Source organism: Magnetospirillum gryphiswaldense MSR-1 v2 (assembly GCF_000513295.1).
GTDB classification, from domain to species: domain Bacteria; phylum Pseudomonadota; class Alphaproteobacteria; order Rhodospirillales; family Magnetospirillaceae; genus Magnetospirillum; species Magnetospirillum gryphiswaldense.
Map to the genome: position 1 here is coordinate 2907884 of NC_023065.1, position 21154 is coordinate 2929037.

Genomic DNA, 21154 nt, shown 5'->3' on the forward strand with positions numbered 1-21154 from the left:
TATTAGCCCTGCGGATGGAAATGGTCATAGATTTTTTTGGCCATGGATTTCGAGATTCCGGGCACCGCCTCCAGATCGGCCAGCCCTGCCGCCGCCGCCTCGCGGGCCGAGCCGAAATGATGCAGCAGCGCCTTCTTGCGGGCGGCGCCGATGCCGTCGATTTCATCGAGCGGCGAGCGCACCATGTCGCCGGCCCGGCGCGTGCGGTGAGCGCCGATGGCGAAGCGATGGGCCTCGTCGCGCAGCCGTTGCAGGAAATACAGCACCGGGTCTTTCATCGGCAGCGAGAACGGCTCCTTGCCGGGCATGAAAAAGCGTTCGCGCCCGGCATTGCGGTCCGGCCCCTTGGCGATGGAGACCAAGGCGACGTCCTCGATACCCAGATCGGCCAGCACTTCCACCGTGGCATTCAGTTGGCCCAGACCGCCGTCGATCAGCACCAGATCAGGCCATTGGCCGCGATCGCGGTCGGGGTCTTCCTTTTGCGCCCGCTGGAAGCGCCGGGTCAGCACCTCGCGCATCATGGCGAAATCGTCGCCGGGGGTCAGCTCGGTCGAGCGGATGTTGAACTTGCGATAGGCCGCCTTCATCAACCCGTCGGGGCCGGCGACGATCATGCCGCCCACGGCGTTGGTGCCCTGGATATGGCTGTTGTCGTAGACCTCGATGCGCGTGGGGCGGGCATCGAGGCCGAACAGTTCCGCCACCCCGTCCAGCAATGTACCCTGGGCCGAGCTTTCGGCCATGCGCCGGCCCAAGGCCTCGCGCGCATTGTCATAGGCATGCTCGATCAGGCGCTTGCGGTCACCGCGCTTGGGCACGCTTACAATCACCTTGCGCCCGGCCTTGGCCGACAAGGCGGCGGCGACGATCTCCGCCTCGGCCGGCTCCTGGCTCAGCAGGATTTCCCGCGGGGGCTGTTTGTCGGCGTAGAACTGGCCCAGGAATGCCGCCATCACCTCGGACGCCTCGGCCTCGGCGGCGTGCTGGGGAAAATAGGCGCGGTTGCCGTAATTGCAGCCCGAGCGGAAGAAGAACACCTGCACACAGGTTTGACCGCCGGCCTGGTGCAGCGCTACCACATCGGCCTCGGCCACGTCGGCGGGGTTGATATCCTGGTGCGCCTGAATGCGCGACAACGCCCGGATACGGTCGCGGTAGACCGCCGCCTGTTCGTATTCCATGGCTTCGGCACTGGCTTCCATGCGCTTGGCCAGATCGCGCTGGATGACCTGGGACTGGCCGGACAGAAAAGCGCGGGCCTGGGCCACCAGATCCATGTATTCGGCATGGTCGATGCGGTCGACGCACGGCGCCGAACAACGCTTGATCTGGAACAAAAGACACGGGCGCGTGCGGCTGGAAAACACCGAATCGGTGCATGAACGCAGCAAAAACGCCCGCTGCAAGGCCGACAGCGTCTGGTTGACCGCCCCGGCGGAAGCAAACGGGCCGAAATATTCCCCCCGCCGCGAGCGGGCGCCCCGGTGCTTGACCACCTGCGGCCAGTCATGATCGCCGGTCAGCAGGATATGGGGAAAGGTCTTGTCGTCCTTGAGCAGAATGTTATAGCGCGGCCCCAAGGTCTTGATCAGGTTGCTTTCCAGCAACAAGGCTTCCACCTCGGTATGGGTGGTGATCACTTCCATGAACGCGGTTTCGGCGATCATGCGCTGGATGCGCAAGGTCTGGCGCTCGGGCTTGGTATAGGCCACCACCCGCTTCTTCAGGCTTTTGGCCTTGCCCACATAAAGCACATCGCCACGCTGGTTGAGCATGCGATACACGCCGGGCGTCGCCGGCAAGGTGGCGAGAAAGCGTTCGATCACCGTCACCCCCACCGCCAGCGGGCGGTCGGAAAGGTCGGATTCAGCCCTGTGCGCATTATCGGTTGTCATGATCCGGCGATCAGCATTTTATGAACAACGGAAGAAACCCAGGGAATCCGGGCTTCTAGCGGGATATCCACGATTCCTGTGGATAAGTCTGTTGGCAAATTGTGGGAGGCAGCGTCCGCCCCTTGGGACTCCTAGGAGTCCTCGGCATTGCCCATTTTCTATGCAGAAATGTGAAATACAATAAAATCAAACACTTATTGTATGTCAAGGGTAAACGATATGTAAAAAATAAGCTTTTCCTCTGGACTCTGTCGCCCGGATCGGGCAAACACCCCGTCCCCCGGCACCTGTGCAAAACTTGACACCCAAAATGGGTTTCGTCAGCCGCCACAAGCCCCTAGCCCCCAGCCTTTAGATTGTAGGTGCGCCGCACCATCCTAAAGCCCACGTCACTCGATACCGGCAAAACCGGCGGCAGCCGGCGCCCATTGCAGATGCTGCCCGCCATCCAAGGCCACCATCTGACCGGTGTACGAGCGGCTGGATAAAATAAAGCGCAGCGCCGCCGCCACTTCGTCCGGCGACGTGCCCACCGCCAGCGGCGTGCCCGCGCATTGGGCATCGAATTGCGCTTGCGTCTGTCGCACCGAGGGCAGAGCCGGTCCCGGCCCGATCCCAGCGACGCGGATGCGCGGTGCCAGGGCCAGGGCCAGGGTCTGGGTCAGGGTCCATAAGCCCGCCTTGGACAGGGTGTAGGTGGTGAAATGGGGCGTCAGGTTCCACACCCGCTGATCGATCAGATTGACGATCACCCCATGGGCATCGTCGGGCAGCGCCGCGGCCATGGCCTGGGACAGGACAAAGGGGGCGCGCAGATTGACTTCCATATGAAAGTCCCAACTGGCCCGACTGGCGCTGTCCACCTCATCGCGCTCGAAGGTCGAAGCGTTGTTGACCAGCACGCCGATGGGGCCCAACGCCGCCACCGCCTGCGGCATCAGCGCCTGCATGTCGGCCTCGACCGCCAGATCGCCGGCCACCAGGGCGGCCCGTCCACCATGGCCAACGATCTCGGCGGCCAGGCTTGCCGCCTCGTCGCGCGACCGGGAATAATGGATGGCAACGGCGAAACCAGCTTGGGCCAGTTCAAGCGCCATGGCCCGGCCCAAACGTCGGGCGGCGCCGGTAACCAGGGCGGTGCGGGGAATCAGGGAAGAGATGTCGGTCATGGCCCCAGCATGGCGAAGGCCCGCCGAGGGCGCAAATGTTATTACTCTCCCGCGATCGGGAGCGCCGCCTTGGTCGCTGCGGGTACCCTGCGCATGGGAACCACATGCACCTTGGGCTTGGCCGCCGCCTCGACCGGAACCTGCCCCAGCCCCTGTAGGAACGCCCCGGCATGGGCCGGACGCTTGGCCGGATCAGGGTCGGTGGCATCGCGCACCAGCTTGACCAGAAGCTCGGAGAACTTGCCCGGCAGTTCCACCGCCCCAGCCGACAAATCCGGCAACGTTCCGGTCAACAGCCGACAGGCCAACACCCCCAGCGAATAGACATCGGCGCGCGCATCGACGGTGGTGGCGCTTTCACGTTGTTCGGGGGCGCAATAATCGGTATCGCCCATCCAGTGGTCGGGCAGCGGCGGATTACGCTCCGGCAGTTTGACCATGCTGAAATCGGCCAGCTTGATCTGGCCGTTCTCACGCGCGGTCAACAAAAGGTTCCCCGGTTTGACCGCCCGATGGACCATGCCGCGCCGATGCAGGCTCATCAGTCCGGACGAGGTCTGCTTCAACAACGACAGCGCCCGGGCCAGGGGCAACCGGCGCGACTTTTCCTCGCCTTCGGTCACATTGTCCTTGCCGATCTCGAAACGCAGATTGGCGGCCATATAGGGCATGACGAAGAACGGGCGGCCACTGGTCCCGGTTTCCATGGACTTGACGGCAATGATGTGGGGATGATCGAAAGTGGCCAGGGCGCGGGCCTCGGCCTGGAAACGGGTCAGCCATTGCGGAACGCTGAGCGGATCGCTGTCACTGGCTTTGGCCGCGAAAACTTTCAAAGCCACCGGAATTTGCAAATCCGGATCGTGACAAAAGACGATCCTGGCATAGCCGGTCGTCTGCACGCTTTTGTGAACGACGTATTTGCCGATGCGTTCCATATTCCCCCGCTTCCCCTGTGCCGCCGCATGATGAACGGCACCTTGATTCTAAGCCTTCAATACACCCTGCGCCAGTCTGGCTGCCATCCGGATGGCCGGTGGACGCAATACCGGATCGGGGGCCAAGGCATCCCCCACCCAGTGATCCAACTCGGTCCCCACCCCCTCGACCAAGGTGGAGACCGGAGCGAATGCCCCGACCGGCAGCTTGCCGGTTAACAGCCGATATGCCAACACGCCGACCGCGTAGACGTCGGCGCGGTCGGTGGCGGCGGCGGCATTCTCGCGCTGCTCCGGCGCCAGATAATCTAAGGTGCCGATCCACACCCCAGCCCGCGACCGGCTCATATCGGCACCCTGCTTGGCCATACCCAGATCGCACAGCCTGATCATGCCGTCATGACGTTCGGTCAGCAGCAGATTGCTGGGCTTCACGTCACGGTGGACGATACCACGGCGGTGCAGCGCCGCCAGCCCCAAGCAGGTCTGCCGTAGAATCTCGATCGCCCGTTCCGGTGCTACCGCTCGCGGCCTTTGCTCGACCGGAACGGTCTTTTGCCGCTCCGGATCAAAAACGTCACGACCGATCTCTCGCCGCAGATTGGCCACGTGCCAGGGCATGACCATATAAGGCGCGCCGTCGGGCAGATGCCCCATGGCATCGACCCGGACCACATGCGGATGATCCATGGCCGCCAGGATACGGGCCTCGGCGACGAAGCGCCGCTGCCATTCTTGCCGTTCATAGGGCAGGCTGGCTTCTTTTTCCGGGCTAAGGTCGAACACCTTGATGGCGACCCACCGATCCAACAACGGATCATGGGCCCGATACAGGTGGGAAAACGAGCTGGTGACCACCAGCTCGCGGATTTCATAAATGCCCAGCCGGGCCGGAGCGGTCAAAACCGGGCCTGCCTTGGTAAACCAAGGCAGGCCCGTATCCGTGGGCAAGGCGCCCGCTTTGTCAGTTACCACTTGATCTGTTCGATATTGTCGAAATCGACCACCGTCTCGCCATTGGCGGTGTTGAGGTGGACTTCGCCGCTGGCATTGTCGCCGATATCCAAGGTGCCGTGGTTTTCGCCGTCCACCTGGATGGTCCAGCTTTCGCCGCTATCCGTGGTGATGACGAAGGTCTGGCCCACCGCATCCGAGAAGTCCAGGGTATCGGTCCAGCTGCCGCCGCCGCCATTGACGGTGTCGTGGCCAGAGCCGAAATCGAACAGGAAGGTGTCGCTACCGGCTTCACCATACAACTGGTCGTCGCCGGCGCCACCGATCAGGGTGTCGTCGCCATTGCCGGTCCAGATGGTATCGTTGCCGGCACCGCCGTCGACCGTGTCGGACTTGACCACCGACGACACTTCGGTGTTGTCGAAGGTGTCGTTGCCGGCGCCCAGATCGGCGACGCTGCCACTGGCCGAGCCATAGACGTAATCGTTATGGGCCGAGCCGACCACGTTTTCGATGCCGGAATAGGTGTCGCCCTGGGCATCGCCGCTGTTGCCGACACCGCCGGAACCGCTGTAGCCGTTGCCGTCGCCGGCGCCCAGATAGACGTTCACGCCGGTGGCGCTGTCGGAATAATCCACCGTATCGGTGCCCGCACCGCCGTGCATGGCATCGCTGCCCGAACCGCCGATGAAGGTATCGTTGCCGGCATTGCCCGACAGGTAGTTGGTGCCCGAGCCACCGATCAGCACATCGTCGCCGTCATTGGTGAAGATGGCGTCGTTGCCCGAACCGCCGTCGACGGTAAGGTCGCCATAGCTGGTACCGTCCGAGTAGTTCATGTCGACCACGTCGTTGCCGGCCCCGGCCTGGATGACCTCCACGCCCTGGACATTGCCGATCCAGATGGCGTCGTTGCCGTCGCTCATGGTCAGGGTATCGTGACCCGAACCACCGATATAGGTGTCCAGCGTGTCGTTGAGACCGTTGGAGTCAACCGTATGATCGGTGCCGTCGCGGGCGGCGCCACCCTGATCCTGATAATCGGCATCGTTGCGATCGCTGACCTGATCGGCGCTGTAGACCAAGACGTCGTCGCCGCCACCGCCGAACAAGGTGTCGGTGCCCGAACCACCCGACAGGGTGTCGTTGCCGTCACCGCTGCCCAGACCGGCGAAGTCGCTGACATCCATGGTGACGGTGTCGCTGGCCACCTGCTGGCCGTTGGCGTCCAACAGGCCGACGGTGAAGTCGATATCGGTCAACGAACCGTTATCGGGGATCTTCAGTTCCAGACCGGCGACGTCGTCGAGCGTATAGACGCCGTTGGCGTCGGCGCTCAGAACCACGCCGTCCTGAACCAGTTGCACCCCGGCTTCCAGACCGGCGATGGTGTAGGTGACCGACGAGCCGTCGGAAGCCCCGCCCGAGATATCCAGATCGGCGTAGAGATAGCCGCCCGAACCTTCGGTCGCGCCGTCGCCGTACAGCTTGTCATTGCCGCCGCCACCCGAGATGACGTCGTTGCCGGAACCGCCGAACATGGTGTCGTTGCTGCCGGTATTGGCGCTGGACCCACCCGACGAGCCGCCGCTGGAGCCATGGCCGTGACCATGACCGCCGCCGGAACCGCCATGCGAACCATGACCGCCGCCGGAACCGCCCGACGAACCGCCGGCCACCGCTTCGGTGCCGTCGCTCAGATGGTCGTTGCCGGAACCGCCATACAGGGTATCGGTACCGCTGCCGCCGATCACCGAGTCGTTGCCCGAGCCGCCATACAGCTTGTCGTTACCGGCCCCGCCGTCGACGGTGTCGTTACCGGCCCCGCCATACTTGCTGTCATTACCCGAGGTGCCGGTCACCGTGCTGCTGGAAGCCGAGCCGCTGCCGTCGTAATCGGTGCTGGTATTGGCCGCACCGGTGACGTCGCCGATATCGGCATCAATGGTGTAGGAGACGTTTTCGTTGATGCCGTCACTGTCCACCGTCAGGTTGACGGTGGCGGTGGAGGTGCCGCCCTGACCGTCGCTGACCGTGTAGGTGAAGCTGGTTTCGCCCTGATAATTGGCGTCGGGGACAAAGCTGATGGTGCCGTCGGGGTTCAGCGTCACCGAGCCATGCTCGGCGTCGCCGACGCTGACGATGGTCAGGGTATCGCCATCGGCATCACTGTCATTGGCCAGCAGGTTGCTGCCGTTGATGACGATGGAGCCGTCCTCGGCCACATGGATGCCTTCCTGTGCCGCTTCACCGGCATTGCTGCCCTCGCCCACCAAGGTGGTGGTGGCGGTGTCGCCGCCATTGGCCTCGGTCGAAGTCACCGAAGCGGTGACGCCCGACAGGTCCAGCGGGCCGTCGCTGACCACGGTCAGAGTAACGGTGCTGCCCGAAGTGACGTTGACGCTGTAGCTGCCGTCATTGCCCGCCGTCAGCACCTGATCGCCCAGCATGACGGTGGCGCCCGCAGGGATATTGGTCAAAGTCACCGCCGACAGGCTTTCGCTGCCATCGGTATCGGTCAGGGTGGCGGTCACCTCGATGGGATATTCGTAGGTGTCGCTTTCGCCGCCGCCATTGCCTTCAAAGGCCGAGGCGTCACCGATGACCCGACCGTCCGAGAACTTGATGTTCTCGAAGTCCTTGACGTAACCCTGGATGTTATTGGTGTTGGCATCCCACTGCGCCTTGGTCACACCGGTCAGTTCGATGGAATCGGTGCCCGAGCCGCCGGTCACCGTCGACCACAGATTCTGGCCGGTGATGGTCAGATGGTCGTTGCCCGCCCCCATGTCGACCTTGCCCGAGATATCGCCGCCGAGGGATACGGTATCGTCGCCGCTGCCGGCGTCGATGGTTGCCCAAACGTCGTCGGTCACCTGCAAGATGTCGTCACCGGCCCCCAAGGTGATGTTGGAGCTGACATCGTTACCGATGGTGACGATGTCGTTGCCACTGCCGGCATCGATGGTGGCATAGGCGCTGCCGTCGATATCCAAGGTGTCGTCGCCGCTGCCCAAAGTGGCCTGGCTGTTCAGGTTGCCACCGACCTTGACCTCATCCGCACCCGAACCGGTGGTGATGGAAGCATTGGCCGCACCGCCGATTTCCAGACGGTTGTCGCCGTTGCCCAGATCGATCCTACCGTTCAACTCGTCGCCGATGCGCACGGTATCGTTGCCGGAGCCGGTGGTGACCGAGGCGTTAACATCGCCGCCCACGTCCAGGGCGTTGGTGCCATTGCCCAGATCGACATTGGCATTGACGTCGCGACCGACGCTCAGTTGATCGTCGCCGTTGCCGATATTGATGCTGGCGTTGACGTCGCGACCGACGCTGACCAGATCGTCCACATTGCCGTTGTTGGTCAGCGACGAATTCAGGTCACTGCCGTAATTGGTGGTGGTGGCCCGCGAGGTCGGATCTTCCATGTCGGCAAGACCGGCCATGGGGTTTTCGCCCTCGATCACCGTGGCGTCACCGATGTTCAACCTCAGGGCCGGGCCCTGGGCCGACATATCGATGTTGTCGCCGTCGTCGCCCGCGACCGGGCCTTGGTTGTCGGACACATCGGCCAGATCCAATGTGGCGGTGCCGGAGGTGGTACCGCCCTGACCGTCGCTGACCGTGTAGGTGAAGGTCACGTCACCATGATAATCCGCCGCCGGGGTGAAGGTGATGGTGCCGTCGCCGTTATCGACGATGGTGCCGTGATCGGCGCTGATATTGGCCGCCGACAAGGTGTCGCCATCCACGTCGGTAGCATTGCCCAGCAGGTCTTCCTTGCTGATGATCACCGCTTGGTCTTCCAGGCTGTCGCCCAGATCGACGGTGCCGGACACCACCGGGCCGTCATTGACAGCGGTCACGTCCAAGGTAGCGGTGCCCGAGGCGGTGCCGCCCTGGCCATCGCTGACCGTGTAGCTGAAGGTCACGTCACCGTTGTAATTGGCATCGGGGACAAAGGTGATGGTGCCGTTGCCATTGTCGATGATGGTGCCGTGATCGGCGCTGATATTGGCCGCCGCCAGGGCATCACCGTCCACATCCGAGGCGTTTTCCACCAGATCGGACTTGCTGATGATGATCCGCTGATCCTCGGTGCCGGTGCCCAGATCGACACCCATGGTGACCACCGGGGCATCGTTGGTGGGATCGACGGTGATGGTCAGGCTTTGGGTATAGACGTTGCCTTCGCCGTCGGTCAGCTGCACCTGGAAGCTGTCGGTGCCGTTCCAGTTGGCATTGTCGGCGGTGAAGCTGAAGCTGCCGTCGGCATTGACGGTCAGGCTGCCATGATGATCGCCGCCGGCAACCACCGCGAACGAGACGATGCCGCCATCGGCGTCGCTGGCCTCGATCTGACCGGTGACCACGGTGGCCGCATTGGTGGTGCTTTCGTCGCCCTCGCCGCCGGTGACGCTGATTTCGGCGGCGTTGTCCACATCGGCGACCGAGACGGTGAACGGCTCGGTGGTGGCGGTGGCGCCGCTTTCGTCGGTGGCGGTCACCTGGATCTGGAAGGCGCCCACGTCGGAATTATCCGGGGTACCGGACAATTGACCGGTGGCGGCGTCGAACTCCACCCAATCGGGGGTGGGAATGACATTGCCGTCGGCATCCAGGAAGGTCAGGCCATAGGTCAGGCTGTCGCCCAAGGCGATGTCGGCGTCGGTAAAGAAGTCCGACACGTCCAGGGCAAAGGCCTGATCCTCGGTGGCGGCCTGGTCGACCACCGCCGCTTCCACCACGTCGGGCGGGCTGTTGAGGTTGATGGGGGTCCCGTTCACCTCGACCGACAGGCCTTCCATATTGGTGACCTGCAGGCCGCCCAGGCTGTCGAAGGTGAAGCTTTGACCGGCATTGGCCGGGTCCGAAGCGAAAGCGTTGAATTCCAGCAATTCGTCGCGCACCGCTTCGGTGTACTGACCGGCAGTCAGTTCCACCCGCAGGGTATCGGTGCCCGAACCGCCGTCGACCACGTCGCCCGCCGATTCGTCCTTGTCAACGATGATGGTGTCGTTGCCGTCGCCACCCAGCAGCACGTCGTCGCCGGCGCCCGCGTTCAGGGTGTCGTTGCCAGTGCCGCCGATCAGGGTGTCATCCCCCGCCGACGACCACAGCACGTCGTTGCCGGAACCGCCATCGATGGTGACGTTGCCGTAATCGAAGCGATCACTGGTCAGATCGACCACGTCATTGCCGGCCCCGGCATCGATCACTTCGATACCGTCCAGGCGGGCGCCGCCGCTGGCCGCGTCCAGGAAGATGGCGTCGTTACCGGACGAAGCCACCAGGGTGTCGACACCCTCGCCGCCGATGACGGTGTCATCCAGCTGGTTCATGCCGCCAACGCTGACCACATCCTGGGTGCCGCTGGTGGATTTGTCGCCCACATCCTTGGCCCCGGTTCCGCCGCCCCAGGTGCCGTCCTCGCCAGCCGCCATGGTGAAGACATCGTTGCCGGCGCCGCCATTCAGAACGTCGGTGCCCGCACCGCCGCTGATGGTGTCGTTGCCGCCACCGCCGAAGACGGTGTCGTCGCCGGTGCCGCCGGACAGCACGTCATTGCCGTCGGCTGCGCTGCCGGTGAAGGACACATGCAGGCTGTCGCTGGACAGTTCCACATCGGTGCCGTCGGTGGTGCTCACCGACACGCCCAGGTCGAAGCCGTCGGCATCCACCTGAGTCACGGTCAGTTGCAGGCCGTCCAGGTCTTCCACCGACAAGGTCCAGGTGCCGTCGCCATTATCGGTGCCCGCCGACAGGCTGGCCCCCTCGGGCACGCCCGAGATGGTGACCGACGACAGGGATTCCGAGGAATCCAGGGTGCTGATGTCGATATTAAGGTCGGTGGTGTAGCTGCCGGCACTGGCGCCGACGCTGTCACCATAGATGGTGTCGTTGCCGGCACCGCCATTGACCACGTCGTTACCGGAGCCGCCGATCAGGCTGTCGGCACCGCTGGTGCCGGTGATGGTGTCGTTGCTGCCATCGCCCAGATTGATGCTGGCATCCTGGGTGTCGATGGCGGCGCCATCGGCCTGAGCCGCCACATTCACCGTCACCTGCTGTTCGGTCACGCCGCCATTGGCGTCGGTGGTGCGCACGGTGAAGGTATCGGTACCGCTCCAATCGTTGTCGGCAGCGGTAAAGGTGTAGGTGCCATCAGCGTTGAGCACGACCGCGCCATGCTCGCCCTGACCGACCACTTCCATGCTGACCGCGCCATCCACATCGGTGGCGGTGATGGTACCGGTCACCACGCTGGCCGCGTCGGAAGTGCTTTCCAAGCCGCTGCCGCCGCTGGCGGTGATCACCGCTTCGTCTTCCACGGCGGTGACATCGATGCTGGCGGTCGCCGGGGTGGCGATGCCAGTGTCGGTGACCACGTCGTAGGTGACGTCGATGGTACCGTTGAAATCAGCCGGCGGGGTGTAGCTGTAGGTGCCGTCGCCGTTATCAACCAGCTCGACGCCGTTGATCTTGACGTTGTCCACCGAAAGCGCGTTGTCCACATCCGACGCATTGGCCAGCAAGTCGCTGGCGGCAATGGTGATGACGCCCGAATCCTCGGTCACGTCGCCCAGATCCACCGGGCCGCTGACAACTGTGGCGTCATCCACGGCGGTGACATCGATGCTGGCGGTCGCCGGGGTGGCGATGCCAGTATCGGTGACCACGTCGTAGGTGACGTCGATCTGACCGTTGAAATCAGCCGGCGGGGTGTAGCTGTAGGTGCCGTCGCCGTTATCAACCAGCTCGACGCCGTTGATCTTGACGTTGTCCACCGAAAGCGCGTTATCCACGTCGGACGCATTGGCCAGCAAGTCACTGGCGCTGATGGTGATGACGCCCGAATCCTCGTCCACGGCGCCCAGATCGACCGGAGCGCTGACCATCGTGGCGTCATCCACGGCGGTGACATCGATGCTGGCGGTCGCCGGGGTGGCGATGCCGTCATCGGTGACCACGTCGTAGGTGACGTCGATCTGACCGTTGAAATTGGCCGGCGGGGTGTAGCTGTAGGTGCCGTCGCCATTGTCAACCAGCTCGACGCCGTTGATCTTGACGTTGTCCACCGAAAGCGCGTTGTCCACATCCGACGCATTGGCCAGCAAGTCGCTGGCGGCAATGGTGATGACGCCCGAATCCTCGGTCACGTCGCCCAGATCCACCGGGCCACTGACAACTGTGGCGTCATCCACGGCGGTGACGTCGATGCTGGCGGTCGCCGGGGTGGCGATGCCGGTGTCGGTGACCACGTCGTAGGTGACGTCGATGGTACCGTTGAAATCAGCCGGCGGGGTGTAGCTGTAGGTGCCGTCGCCATTGTCAACCAGCTCGACGCCGTTGATCTTGACGTTGTCCACCGAAAGCGCGTTGTCCACGTCGGACGCATTGGCCAACAAGTCTTCGGCGCTGATGGTGATAACGCCCGAACCCTCGTCCACGGCGCCCAGATCGACCGGAGCGCTGACCATTGTGGCGTCATCCACGGCGGTGACATCGATGCTGGCGGTCGCCGGGGTGGCGATGCCGTCATCGGTGACCACGTCGTAGGTGACGTCGATGGTACCGTTGAAATTGGCCGGCGGGGTGTAGCTGTAGGTGCCGTCGCCGTTATCAACCAGCTCGACACCGTTGATCTTGACGTTGTCCACCGAAAGCGCGTTGTCCACGTCGGACGCCTTGGCCAGCAAGTCGTCGGCGCTGATGGTGATGACGCCCGTATCCTCGGTCACGTCGCCCAGATCGACCGAACCGGTCACCACGGTGGCGTCATCGCTGCCGTTGATGGTGACGCTGACATCCTGCGGCGCGCTGGCGGCAGTACCATCCCAGGCGACCACCTGGAAGCTGTCGGTGACGCTGTCGCCGTCATTGAGGCTGTTGAGGCCATCGGCGGCGGTGAAGGTGTACTGGCCGGTTTCGCTGTCGATGGTCACCGAGCCGTTCTCGGTCGCCAAGGTGGTGACGCGGTCGCCGTTCTCGTCCACCAGATAATAGCTGACCGTATCGCCGGCATCCACGTCCGAGCCGGCGATGGCGCCCTCGGCACTGCCGTCCTCGCTCATGGTCAGGCTGCTGGTGGCGGTTTCAACCACCGGGCCGTCATTGCTGCCGGTGATGGTCACCGACACATTCTGCGGCTCGCTGATGGACGTGCCGTCGCTGGCCGCCACCTGGAACGCATCGCTGGCGCTTTGATTGTCGTCCAGCGTCGCCGCGTTGTCGTTGGGGGTGAAGGTGTATTCGCCAGTGGCCGGATCGACCACCACGGTGCCGTAATCGGTTTCCAACTGGCCGACCAACTCGCCGGTGGCCGGGTCGACGATACCATAGGTCAGGGTGTCGCCATCGGCGTCGCTGGCATCCAGGTCGCCGGTGCCGATGCCATCCTGGCCGACGGTCAGGTCGACTTCGCTCGGGCTGTCCAGTTGGGCGGCATCTTCGACCGCATTCACATCGATGCTGGCGGTCGCCGGGGTGGCGATGCCGGCGTCGGTGACCACGTCGTAGGTGACGTCGATCTGACCGTTGAAATTGGCCGGCGGGGTGTAGCTGTAGGTGCCGTCGCCATTATCAACCAGCTCGACGCCGTTGATCTTGACGTTATCCACCGAAAGCGCGTTGTCCACGTCCGACGCATTGGCCAGCAAGTCGCTGGCGGCAATGGTGATGACGCCCGAATCCTCGTCCACGGCGCCCAGATCGACCGGAGCGCTGACCATCGTGGCGTCATCCACGGCGGTGACATCGATGCTGGCGGTCGCCGGGGTGGCGATGCCGGTATCGGTGACCACGTCGTAGGTGACGTCGATCTGACCGTTGAAATTGGCCGGCGGGGTGTAGCTGTAGGTGCCATCGCCATTGTCAACCAGCTCGACGCCGTTGATCTTGACGTTGTCCACCGAAAGCGCGTTGTCCACATCCGACGCATTGGCCAGCAAGTCGCTGGCGGCAATGGTGATGACGCCCGAATCCTCGGTCACGGCGCCCAGATCGACCGGAGCACTGACCATCGTGGCGTCATCCACGGCGGTGACATCGATGCTGGCGGTCGCCGGGGTGGCGATGCCGGTGTCGGTGACCACGTCGTAGGTGACGTCGATGGTACCGTTGAAATCAGCCGGCGGGGTGTAGCTGTAGGTGCCGTCGCCGTTATCAACCAGCTCGACGCCGTTGATCTTGACGTTGTCCACCGAAAGCGCGTTGTCCACGTCCGACGCATTGGCCAGCAAGTCGCTGGCGGCAATGGTGATGACGCCCGAATCCTCGGTCACGTCGCCCAGATCGACCGGAGCACTGACCATCGTGGCGTCGTCAACGGCGCCCACATTGACCTCGACCACCTGTTCGGTGACGGCGCCCTGGGCATCGGTGATACGCACGGTAAAGGTGTCGGTGCCGTTCCAATTGGCATCGGAGGCGACAAAGCTATAGGTGCCGTTGCTGTTCAACGTCACCGTGCCGTGCTGGGCATCGCCGACCAGTTCAAGGGTCGAAGCGGCGCCCTGATTGTCCACATCGTCCACACCGATGGAGCCGGTGATCACCGTATCTTCGTCGCCCGAACCGCCGGCAAGGGTGACTTGCGGGGCGTCATCCACATTGGCGACATTCAGATTCATGGTGTTGGTGAGGGTGGACCCATCGGCGCTGGTCACCGTGTAGGTGACGGTATCGCTGCCGAAATAGTTGTCACTCGGCTGATAGGTGAAGGTGCCGTCGCCATTGTCGATGACCGAACCATGGGCCGGCTGCTCGAAGCTGATGGTGACCGGGCTGCCGTCGGGATCGGTGGCGTCGATGGCGAAGCGCAGGCTGCTGTCTTCCTGCATTTCCACCGGATTGGGGACCGCCACCAAGGTGGGGTCGTTGTCGCCGGGCAGGTCGATCAGGATGCCATTGTCGACGACGGCATCGTCGGTGGCGTTGACGGTGATGGTCACCGGCACTTCGGTGGCGCCGCCCTGATCGTCATAGACCTTGACGGTGAAGGTTTCGCTGCCGTTCCAGTTGGGATTATCGGCAACGAAGGTGAAGGTGCCGTCGGCATTGACGGTCAAGCTGCCGGGATGATCGCCGGCCACCACTTCGTAGCCGATGATGGCGCCGTCCACGTCGGTGGCCGAGATGGAACCGGTCACCGTGGTCGCGGCACCAGTGGTGCTTTCATCACCGACACCGCCGGTGACGCTGACCACCGCCGCGTCGTCGACGTTGGCGATGTTCAGTTCGACCACTTGGCTGACCGTATTGCCCTCGTCGTCGGTGACGAAGACGGTGAAGCTGTCGGTGCCGAAATAATCGGCATCCGGGCGATATTCGTAGGTGCCGTCGCCGTTGACGATGATGACGCCGTTGGCGGGCTCGCTGAAATTGATCACCACGGCGCCGCCATCGGGATCGCTGGCATCGACGCCGAAGGTCAGGTTCTGATCTTCCGTCCAATCAATGGGGGTGGGAACCGGCACCAGCGAGGGATCGTTGTCGCCGGGGATGTCGATGCGGATACCGCCAATCGTCGGCTGGCTGTCGACAAAGGTCTCGTCCAGCACTGCCTCGGGCACGACCTCGATGATTTCTTCGGTGACGAGTTCGGGGGCGCCTTCATCGGCGACCACCGCGGCCTCAGAGTCCGTGATCGCCGCGACCCCCTCGCCAAAGATGATGTTCTGCGCGGACAGATCTTCTTGAATGTCCATATTGACGGAGGTGTCGATGATCTCGCCCGCCGGGGCGGTTCCTTCGGCAGCCATGGGCGCCACCTCAGGGGTTTCCACCGGAGCGGGCGGCGCCTGCTCGACGACGATTTCCTCGGTCTGGATCAGGCCGGCCTGAACCTGCAGGCCTTCCTGCACCTGGTTGCCCGAACCAGAGCCCTGGTGAATGGTGGCCAAGCCCCCCATGGCGGCATCGCTGACATCGACGTTGCGCACCAGATTAAGCCGGGATTCGCCCAGGCTTTGATTGCCGACGTCGGACAGGACCGTCAGATCGTCCAGTGCCTGCTGCGCATTCTCGGACGGAGCGGCGTTGGTATTCGCATTCTCTTCCGGGGCGTCGTTCAGGTTTTCGTCAGCCATGTCATGCTCCTGGGCAAAAAAAATCCCGGGCGCAATGCGCTCCGGGATCATTCACCTATCATATTGGATTAAATTTTATGCGGAATCCAGTGGATTCTATCGCCGCCGTCCCCGTCCTTTCGGCTGAGGTTTAGGGGCGGCGCCACGCGGCCCCGGAGCAGCGGGAACCCCCAGTTCCTGCGCCTCCAACCGGCGCAATTCGTCGCGCAGGCGGGCGGCCTCCTCGAATTCCAGATCGGCGGCGGCGGCCTTCATGCGCTTTTCGATGTCGGCCTTGACCGCCGCCAGATTGTGGCCGACACCATGGGCCAGGCCGGAATCGCCGGTATCGACGGTCAGGTAATCCTTTTCATAGACGCTTTCCAACACATCGCCCACCGCCTTCTTGATGCCTTCCGGGGTGATGCCGTGGGCGACATTGTAGGCCTGCTGCTTTTCGCGGCGGCGGTTGGTCTCATCGATGGCGTATTTCAAGGAATCGGTCATCTTGTCGGCATAAAGGATGACACGGCCGTCGATATTGCGCGCCGCCCGGCCGATGGTCTGGATCAGCGAGGTCTTGGACCTGAGGAAGCCTTCCTTGTCGGCGTCCAAGATGGCCACCAGCGCGCATTCGGGGATATCCAAGCCCTCGCGCAGCAGATTGATGCCGATCAGCACGTCGAAGGCGCCCAGGCGCAGATCGCGGATGATCTCGATCCGCTCCAGCGTGTCGATGTCGGAATGCAGGTAGCGTACGCGGATGCCGTGGTCGTGCAGATACTCGGTCAGATCCTCGGCCATGCGCTTGGTCAGCACGGTGACCAGGGTGCGATGGCCCTGGGCGGCCATCTGCCGCACCTCGGCCAGCAGATCATCCACCTGATGCTCGACCGGACGGATGATGCAGATGGGGTCGATCAGCCCGGTGGGGCGGATGACCTGCTCGGCGAAGACGCCGCCGGTACGGTCCATCTCCCACGGCCCCGGCGTGGCGGAAACGAACAAAGAGGACGGGCGCATGATGTCCCATTCCTCGAATTTCAAAGGCCGGTTGTCGATGCATGACGGCAGGCGAAAGCCGAACTCGGACAGCGTGCTTTTGCGGGCATAATCGCCCCGGTACATGCCGCCGATCTGCGGCACGGTGACGTGGGATTCATCGACGATCAACAGCGCGTCGGGCGGCAGGTACTCGAACAGGGTCGGCGGCGGCTCACCCGGTTTGCGACCGGTGAGGTAACGGGAATAATTCTCGATGCTCTTACAATGCCCGGTGGTTTCCAGCATCTCGATGTCGAAGGTGGTGCGCTCGCGGATGCGCTGGGCTTCCAGCAGCTTGCCTTCCGCCTCGAAATGGGCGACGGTCGCCTTCAGTTCCGCCTTGATGCCGGCCAGCGCGGCGGTGATGGTCGGGCGCGGCGTCACGTAGTGGCTAGACGGATAAACCACCACTTCCGACAGCCGCACGGTCTTTTCCCCCGTCAGCGGGTCGAACTCGGCGATGCCTTCGATCTCGTCGCCCCACAACGACACCTGCCAGGCGCGATCCTCGTAGTGGACCGGGAAGATTTCCACCGAATCGCCGCGCACGCGGAAGGTGCCGCGCTCGAACGCCGCGTCGTTGCGGGTGTATTGCAACTCCACCAGCCGCTTCAGCAGCTCGGTGCGGTCGATGCTTTCGCCCACCACCAGCTTCAGCGTCATACGGGCATAGGATTCCACCGAGCCGATACCATAGATGCACGACACCGAGGCGACGATGATGACGTCGCGCCGCTCCAGTAACGCCCGCGTCGCCGCATGGCGCATGCGGTCGATCTGCTCGTTGATCTGGGAATCCTTCTCGATATAGGTGTCGGTGCGCGGGATATAGGCTTCGGGCTGGTAATAATCGTAATAGGAAACGAAGTACTCCACCGCGTTGTCGGGGAAAAAGCTTTTCATTTCCGCGTAAAGCTGCGCCGCCAGCGTCTTGTTGTGGGCCAGCACCAGGGCCGGACGCTTGGTGGTGGCGATGACATGGGCCATGGTGAAGGTCTTGCCCGACCCGGTCACCCCCAACAGCACCTGATCACGTTCCTTGCTCTCCAGCCCGGCCACCAGGGTGGCGATGGCGGTGGGCTGGTCGCCGGCGGGCTGATAATCGGACACCAGCTTGAAATCCGCCGGCCCGGTGGGCAGATCGGGGCGATCGACGAAGGGGAGGGACAGGGGCGCGGTGCTCAACCGGCCAGTTCCTTGCCGCGTTTGGTCGCCGCCGCCACCGCATCGGTCATCAACGGCGCCATGCCCTTGGCCTCGTCCATCAGCACCGCCAGGGCGGCGGCGGTGGTACCGCCGGGGCTGGTGACATTGATGCGCAACTGGGCCGAACTGTCCAAGGATTGCCGCAGCAACTCGCCGCCACCCGACACCGTGGCCCGGGCCAGGCGGTCGGCCAGATCAGCCGGCAATCCAGCCGCCACACCCGCCGCCGCCATCACCTCGGCCAGCAGGAACACATAAGCGGGGCCGGAGCCGGAAACAGCGGTGACCGCATCCATCTGGCTTTCATCGTCGATCCAGGCCACCTCGCCCACCGCTTCCAGCAGCGATTGCGCCAGGGCGCGCGGCTCTTGCGCCACGCCGGGGCCGGCGAAGCAGACGGTGATACCGCGCTGCACCGCCGCCGGAGTATTGGGCATGGCGCGGATCACCGCCGCCGCCTCGCCCAGATGGCGGCGGAAAAATTCGACCGGCTTGCCGGCGGCGATGGACAGGAAAACCGTCTGGCCGGCCAGCCGGGCATAGGCCGGCAGCACCTCGGCCATCACCTGCGGCTTGACCGCCAGGATGGTGATGTCGGGGATAAAGGTCTTGGAGAGCAGATCGACATCGCCCAGTACGGTGACGCCGTCGGGCAGTCCCTGGGCATGGGGATCGATCACCACCACGTCGGCGGCGCGGATGCCGCGCTCCAGCCAGCCGGCCAGCATGGCCGACCCCATCTTGCCGCAACCCACCAGCAAAATCTTGGTCACGATCATCACCCCATCCAGATATCAAGGGCAACAGATGACCACAGGCAAGCCGGAACGATCAAGCCTCGCCGACAGTATCCAGCAGCGAACAGGCCACCGCATCCTTGGCCGACTTGCCGCCCCAGATGACAAACTGGAAGGCCGGATAGAAGCGCTCGCACTCGGTCAGCGCGATATCCATCAGGTCTTCCACCTGTTCCGGCGACAATCCCTCGGTGCCGCGCACCAAGGAGGTATGGCGGAACATGGGCACGCCCTCGTCGTCCCACAGGCCGAAATGACCCAGCCACAGCTTTTCATTGATGGCGGCCAAAAGCTCGCAGATGACCGGGTGCTTGCCCGATGGCACCTTCATGTCGAAGGCGCAGGTAAAATGCATGGCGCCCATATCCTCGCGCCAGGCGAAATAAAGCGAGTAATTGCACCACTTGCCCGGCATCTCGACGGCCAGTTCGTCATCGGAACGGCGGTCAAAGGCCCAGTCGTTGGCGGTAACGAATTGCTCGATCAAGTCCAAGGGATTGATGACGAAGTCTTCCTCGTGCGCGAGGGCCATGGACATACTCTCGTCCTCCGGGGATTGGCGTCGCGACAGGCCGGGGCGCCAATCCAAAAATAGTATGGAACGTGCTGCCAGCCACTAGGGCTAGGCTAGGCACAGGCGTCGCCGCGATGCAAGATAAAGCATGCGGCAGCGCATCAATTCTTGTGGATAAGCCGTTTATAGTGACGGTGTTGTTACGAGGACTTGTCGGCCAATTTGGCTTCCAGATCGGCCAGCCGCTTGGCCAGGGCGTCGTTTTCCTCGCGCGCCTTGATGGCCATGTCGCGCACCACCTCGAACTCCTCGCGCGGGACCATGTCGACACCGGCCATGAAGCGTTCCATCTGCTGACGGATCAGCCCCTCGATTTCCGCCCGCAGGCCCGACAACGCCCCCAGCGCACCGCCGGCCATGCGGGCGAGATCGTCGAAGAAGGGGTTCTGGGTCTGCATGGGTCATACTCGCGTTTTGGAAGTCTCCCTTCATTATGGGCGGTGGACGGCGAATTGCAATGGCGCCCGCCCCGTCCTATAACCAAGACGCTAAATTTATGGGAGCATGTGGCCATGATCGTCGTCACCGGAGGCGCCGGCTTTATCGGTTCCAACATCCTGGCCGCGCTGGAAGCGCGTGATGCCGGCAAGCTGGTGGTGTGCGACCGCCTGCGCTCCAACGACAAATGGAAGAACGTCGCCAAACGCGAGCTGGCCGACATCGTCCACCCCGAGCAATTGTTCGACTTCCTCGAGGCCAACCGCAAGCACGTCCAGGTCATCTTCCACATGGGGGCGATTTCCGCCACCACCGAGACCGACGGCGACAAGATCGCCGCCAACAATTTCTCGCTGTCGCTGGCTTTGTGGAAATGGTGCGCCCTGTCCAACGTACGCTTCATCTATGCGTCGAGCGCGGCCACCTATGGCGACGGCTCGTTCGGCTTCGACGACGATTGGTCCATCGACCATCTGGCCAAGCTGCAACCCTTGAACGCCTATGGCTGGTCCAAGCACCTGTTCGACCGCCGCGTCGCCCGCAAGATCCAGCAAGGGTCGAGGAAGCCGCCGCAATTCGCCGGCCTCAAGTTCTTCAACGTCTACGGCCCCAACGAATACCACAAGGGCGGGCAGCAAAGCGTGGTGTCGCAGATTTATCCGCACGCCAAGCAGGATGCCGCCTATCAGCTGTTCCGCTCGCACAATCCGCAATACAAGGATGGCGGGCAGATGCGCGACTTCATCTGGGTCGAAGATTGCGTCGACGTGATGATGTGGCTGCTGGACAACCCCCAGGTCAACGGCATCTTCAATGTCGGCACCGGCAAGGCCCGCTCGTTCATCGATCTGGCGTCGCAGGTGTACAAGGCGCTGGGCAAGGAACCCAAGATCAAGTTCCAAGACACCCCGGTCGCCATCCGCGACAAGTACCAGTACTTCACCCAGGCCAGTGAAAAGAACCTGCGGGCGGCGGGCTATACCCGCGCCTTCACCAGCCTGGAAGAAGGCGTCACCAAATACGTGCAGCACTTCCTGGACCGTCCCGACCGCTACAAGTAAGGCAAG

Annotated in this window: 10 protein-coding genes; 1 reads left to right on the plus strand and 9 read right to left on the minus strand. The window is 63.3% G+C overall.

Annotated features, from left to right (window positions below; translation table 11 throughout):
* Nucleotides 1-2: 2 nt before the first annotated feature.
* The 9 genes from uvrC to MGMSRV2_RS13875 form a co-directional block, all read right to left on the minus strand.
* Nucleotides 3-1898 (minus strand): excinuclease ABC subunit UvrC, encoded by a 1896-nt coding sequence (gene uvrC / locus MGMSRV2_RS13785; protein WP_024080977.1) that lies wholly within the window; start codon nt 1896-1898, stop codon nt 3-5.
* 389 nt (nt 1899-2287) lie between these two features.
* A complete protein-coding gene (locus tag MGMSRV2_RS13790) occupies nt 2288-3067 on the minus strand; it encodes an SDR family oxidoreductase (RefSeq protein WP_024080979.1) in 780 nt (259 codons plus the stop codon).
* A gap of 41 nt (nt 3068-3108) precedes the next feature.
* Nucleotides 3109-4005, minus strand: coding sequence for a serine/threonine-protein kinase (locus tag MGMSRV2_RS13795; RefSeq protein WP_024080980.1), 897 nt, complete (start codon nt 4003-4005; stop codon nt 3109-3111).
* Between the two features lie 48 nt (nt 4006-4053).
* Entirely contained in the window at nt 4054-4908 is an 855-nt protein-coding gene (locus MGMSRV2_RS13800; protein ID WP_024080981.1) for a serine/threonine-protein kinase, read from the minus strand.
* A gap of 65 nt (nt 4909-4973) precedes the next feature.
* Nucleotides 4974-16049: a tandem-95 repeat protein gene (locus tag MGMSRV2_RS21180; protein WP_024080982.1), complete on the minus strand. Its 11076-nt coding sequence runs from the start codon at nt 16047-16049 to the stop codon at nt 4974-4976.
* A gap of 96 nt (nt 16050-16145) precedes the next feature.
* Nucleotides 16146-18242 carry an excinuclease ABC subunit UvrB gene (gene uvrB, locus MGMSRV2_RS13860; protein WP_041634535.1) on the minus strand — a complete coding sequence of 699 codons (2097 nt, stop codon included), beginning with the start codon at nt 18240-18242 and terminating at the stop codon, nt 16146-16148.
* A gap of 11 nt (nt 18243-18253) precedes the next feature.
* A complete protein-coding gene (proC, locus tag MGMSRV2_RS13865; protein WP_041634536.1) occupies nt 18254-19051 on the minus strand; it encodes a pyrroline-5-carboxylate reductase in 798 nt (265 codons plus the stop codon).
* Nucleotides 19052-19109: 58 nt separating this feature from the next.
* Nucleotides 19110-19613: a type III secretion system chaperone family protein gene (locus tag MGMSRV2_RS13870; protein ID WP_024080985.1), complete on the minus strand. Its 504-nt coding sequence runs from the start codon at nt 19611-19613 to the stop codon at nt 19110-19112.
* A gap of 176 nt (nt 19614-19789) precedes the next feature.
* Nucleotides 19790-20047 (minus strand): accessory factor UbiK family protein, encoded by a 258-nt coding sequence (locus MGMSRV2_RS13875; protein WP_024080986.1) that lies wholly within the window; start codon nt 20045-20047, stop codon nt 19790-19792.
* Between the two features lie 114 nt (nt 20048-20161).
* Here MGMSRV2_RS13875 and rfaD point away from each other — a divergent pair, with 114 nt between their 5' ends.
* Entirely contained in the window at nt 20162-21148 is a 987-nt protein-coding gene (gene rfaD, locus MGMSRV2_RS13880; protein ID WP_024080987.1) for an ADP-glyceromanno-heptose 6-epimerase, read from the plus strand.
* Nucleotides 21149-21154: the final 6 nt, after the last annotated feature.

Coding starts and splice junctions, on each gene's coding strand:
- uvrC (WP_024080977.1), bottom strand. CDS start 1,898: ATGACAACCGATAATGCGCACAGGGCTGAATCCGACCTTTCCGACCGC.
- MGMSRV2_RS13790 (WP_024080979.1), bottom strand. CDS start 3,067: ATGACCGACATCTCTTCCCTGATTCCCCGCACCGCCCTGGTTACCGGC.
- MGMSRV2_RS13795 (WP_024080980.1), bottom strand. CDS start 4,005: ATGGAACGCATCGGCAAATACGTCGTTCACAAAAGCGTGCAGACGACC.
- MGMSRV2_RS21180 (WP_024080982.1), bottom strand. CDS start 16,049: ATGGCTGACGAAAACCTGAACGACGCCCCGGAAGAGAATGCGAATACC.
- MGMSRV2_RS13870 (WP_024080985.1), bottom strand. CDS start 19,613: ATGTCCATGGCCCTCGCGCACGAGGAAGACTTCGTCATCAATCCCTTG.
- MGMSRV2_RS13875 (WP_024080986.1), bottom strand. CDS start 20,047: ATGCAGACCCAGAACCCCTTCTTCGACGATCTCGCCCGCATGGCCGGC.
- rfaD (WP_024080987.1), top strand. CDS start 20,162: ATGATCGTCGTCACCGGAGGCGCCGGCTTTATCGGTTCCAACATCCTG.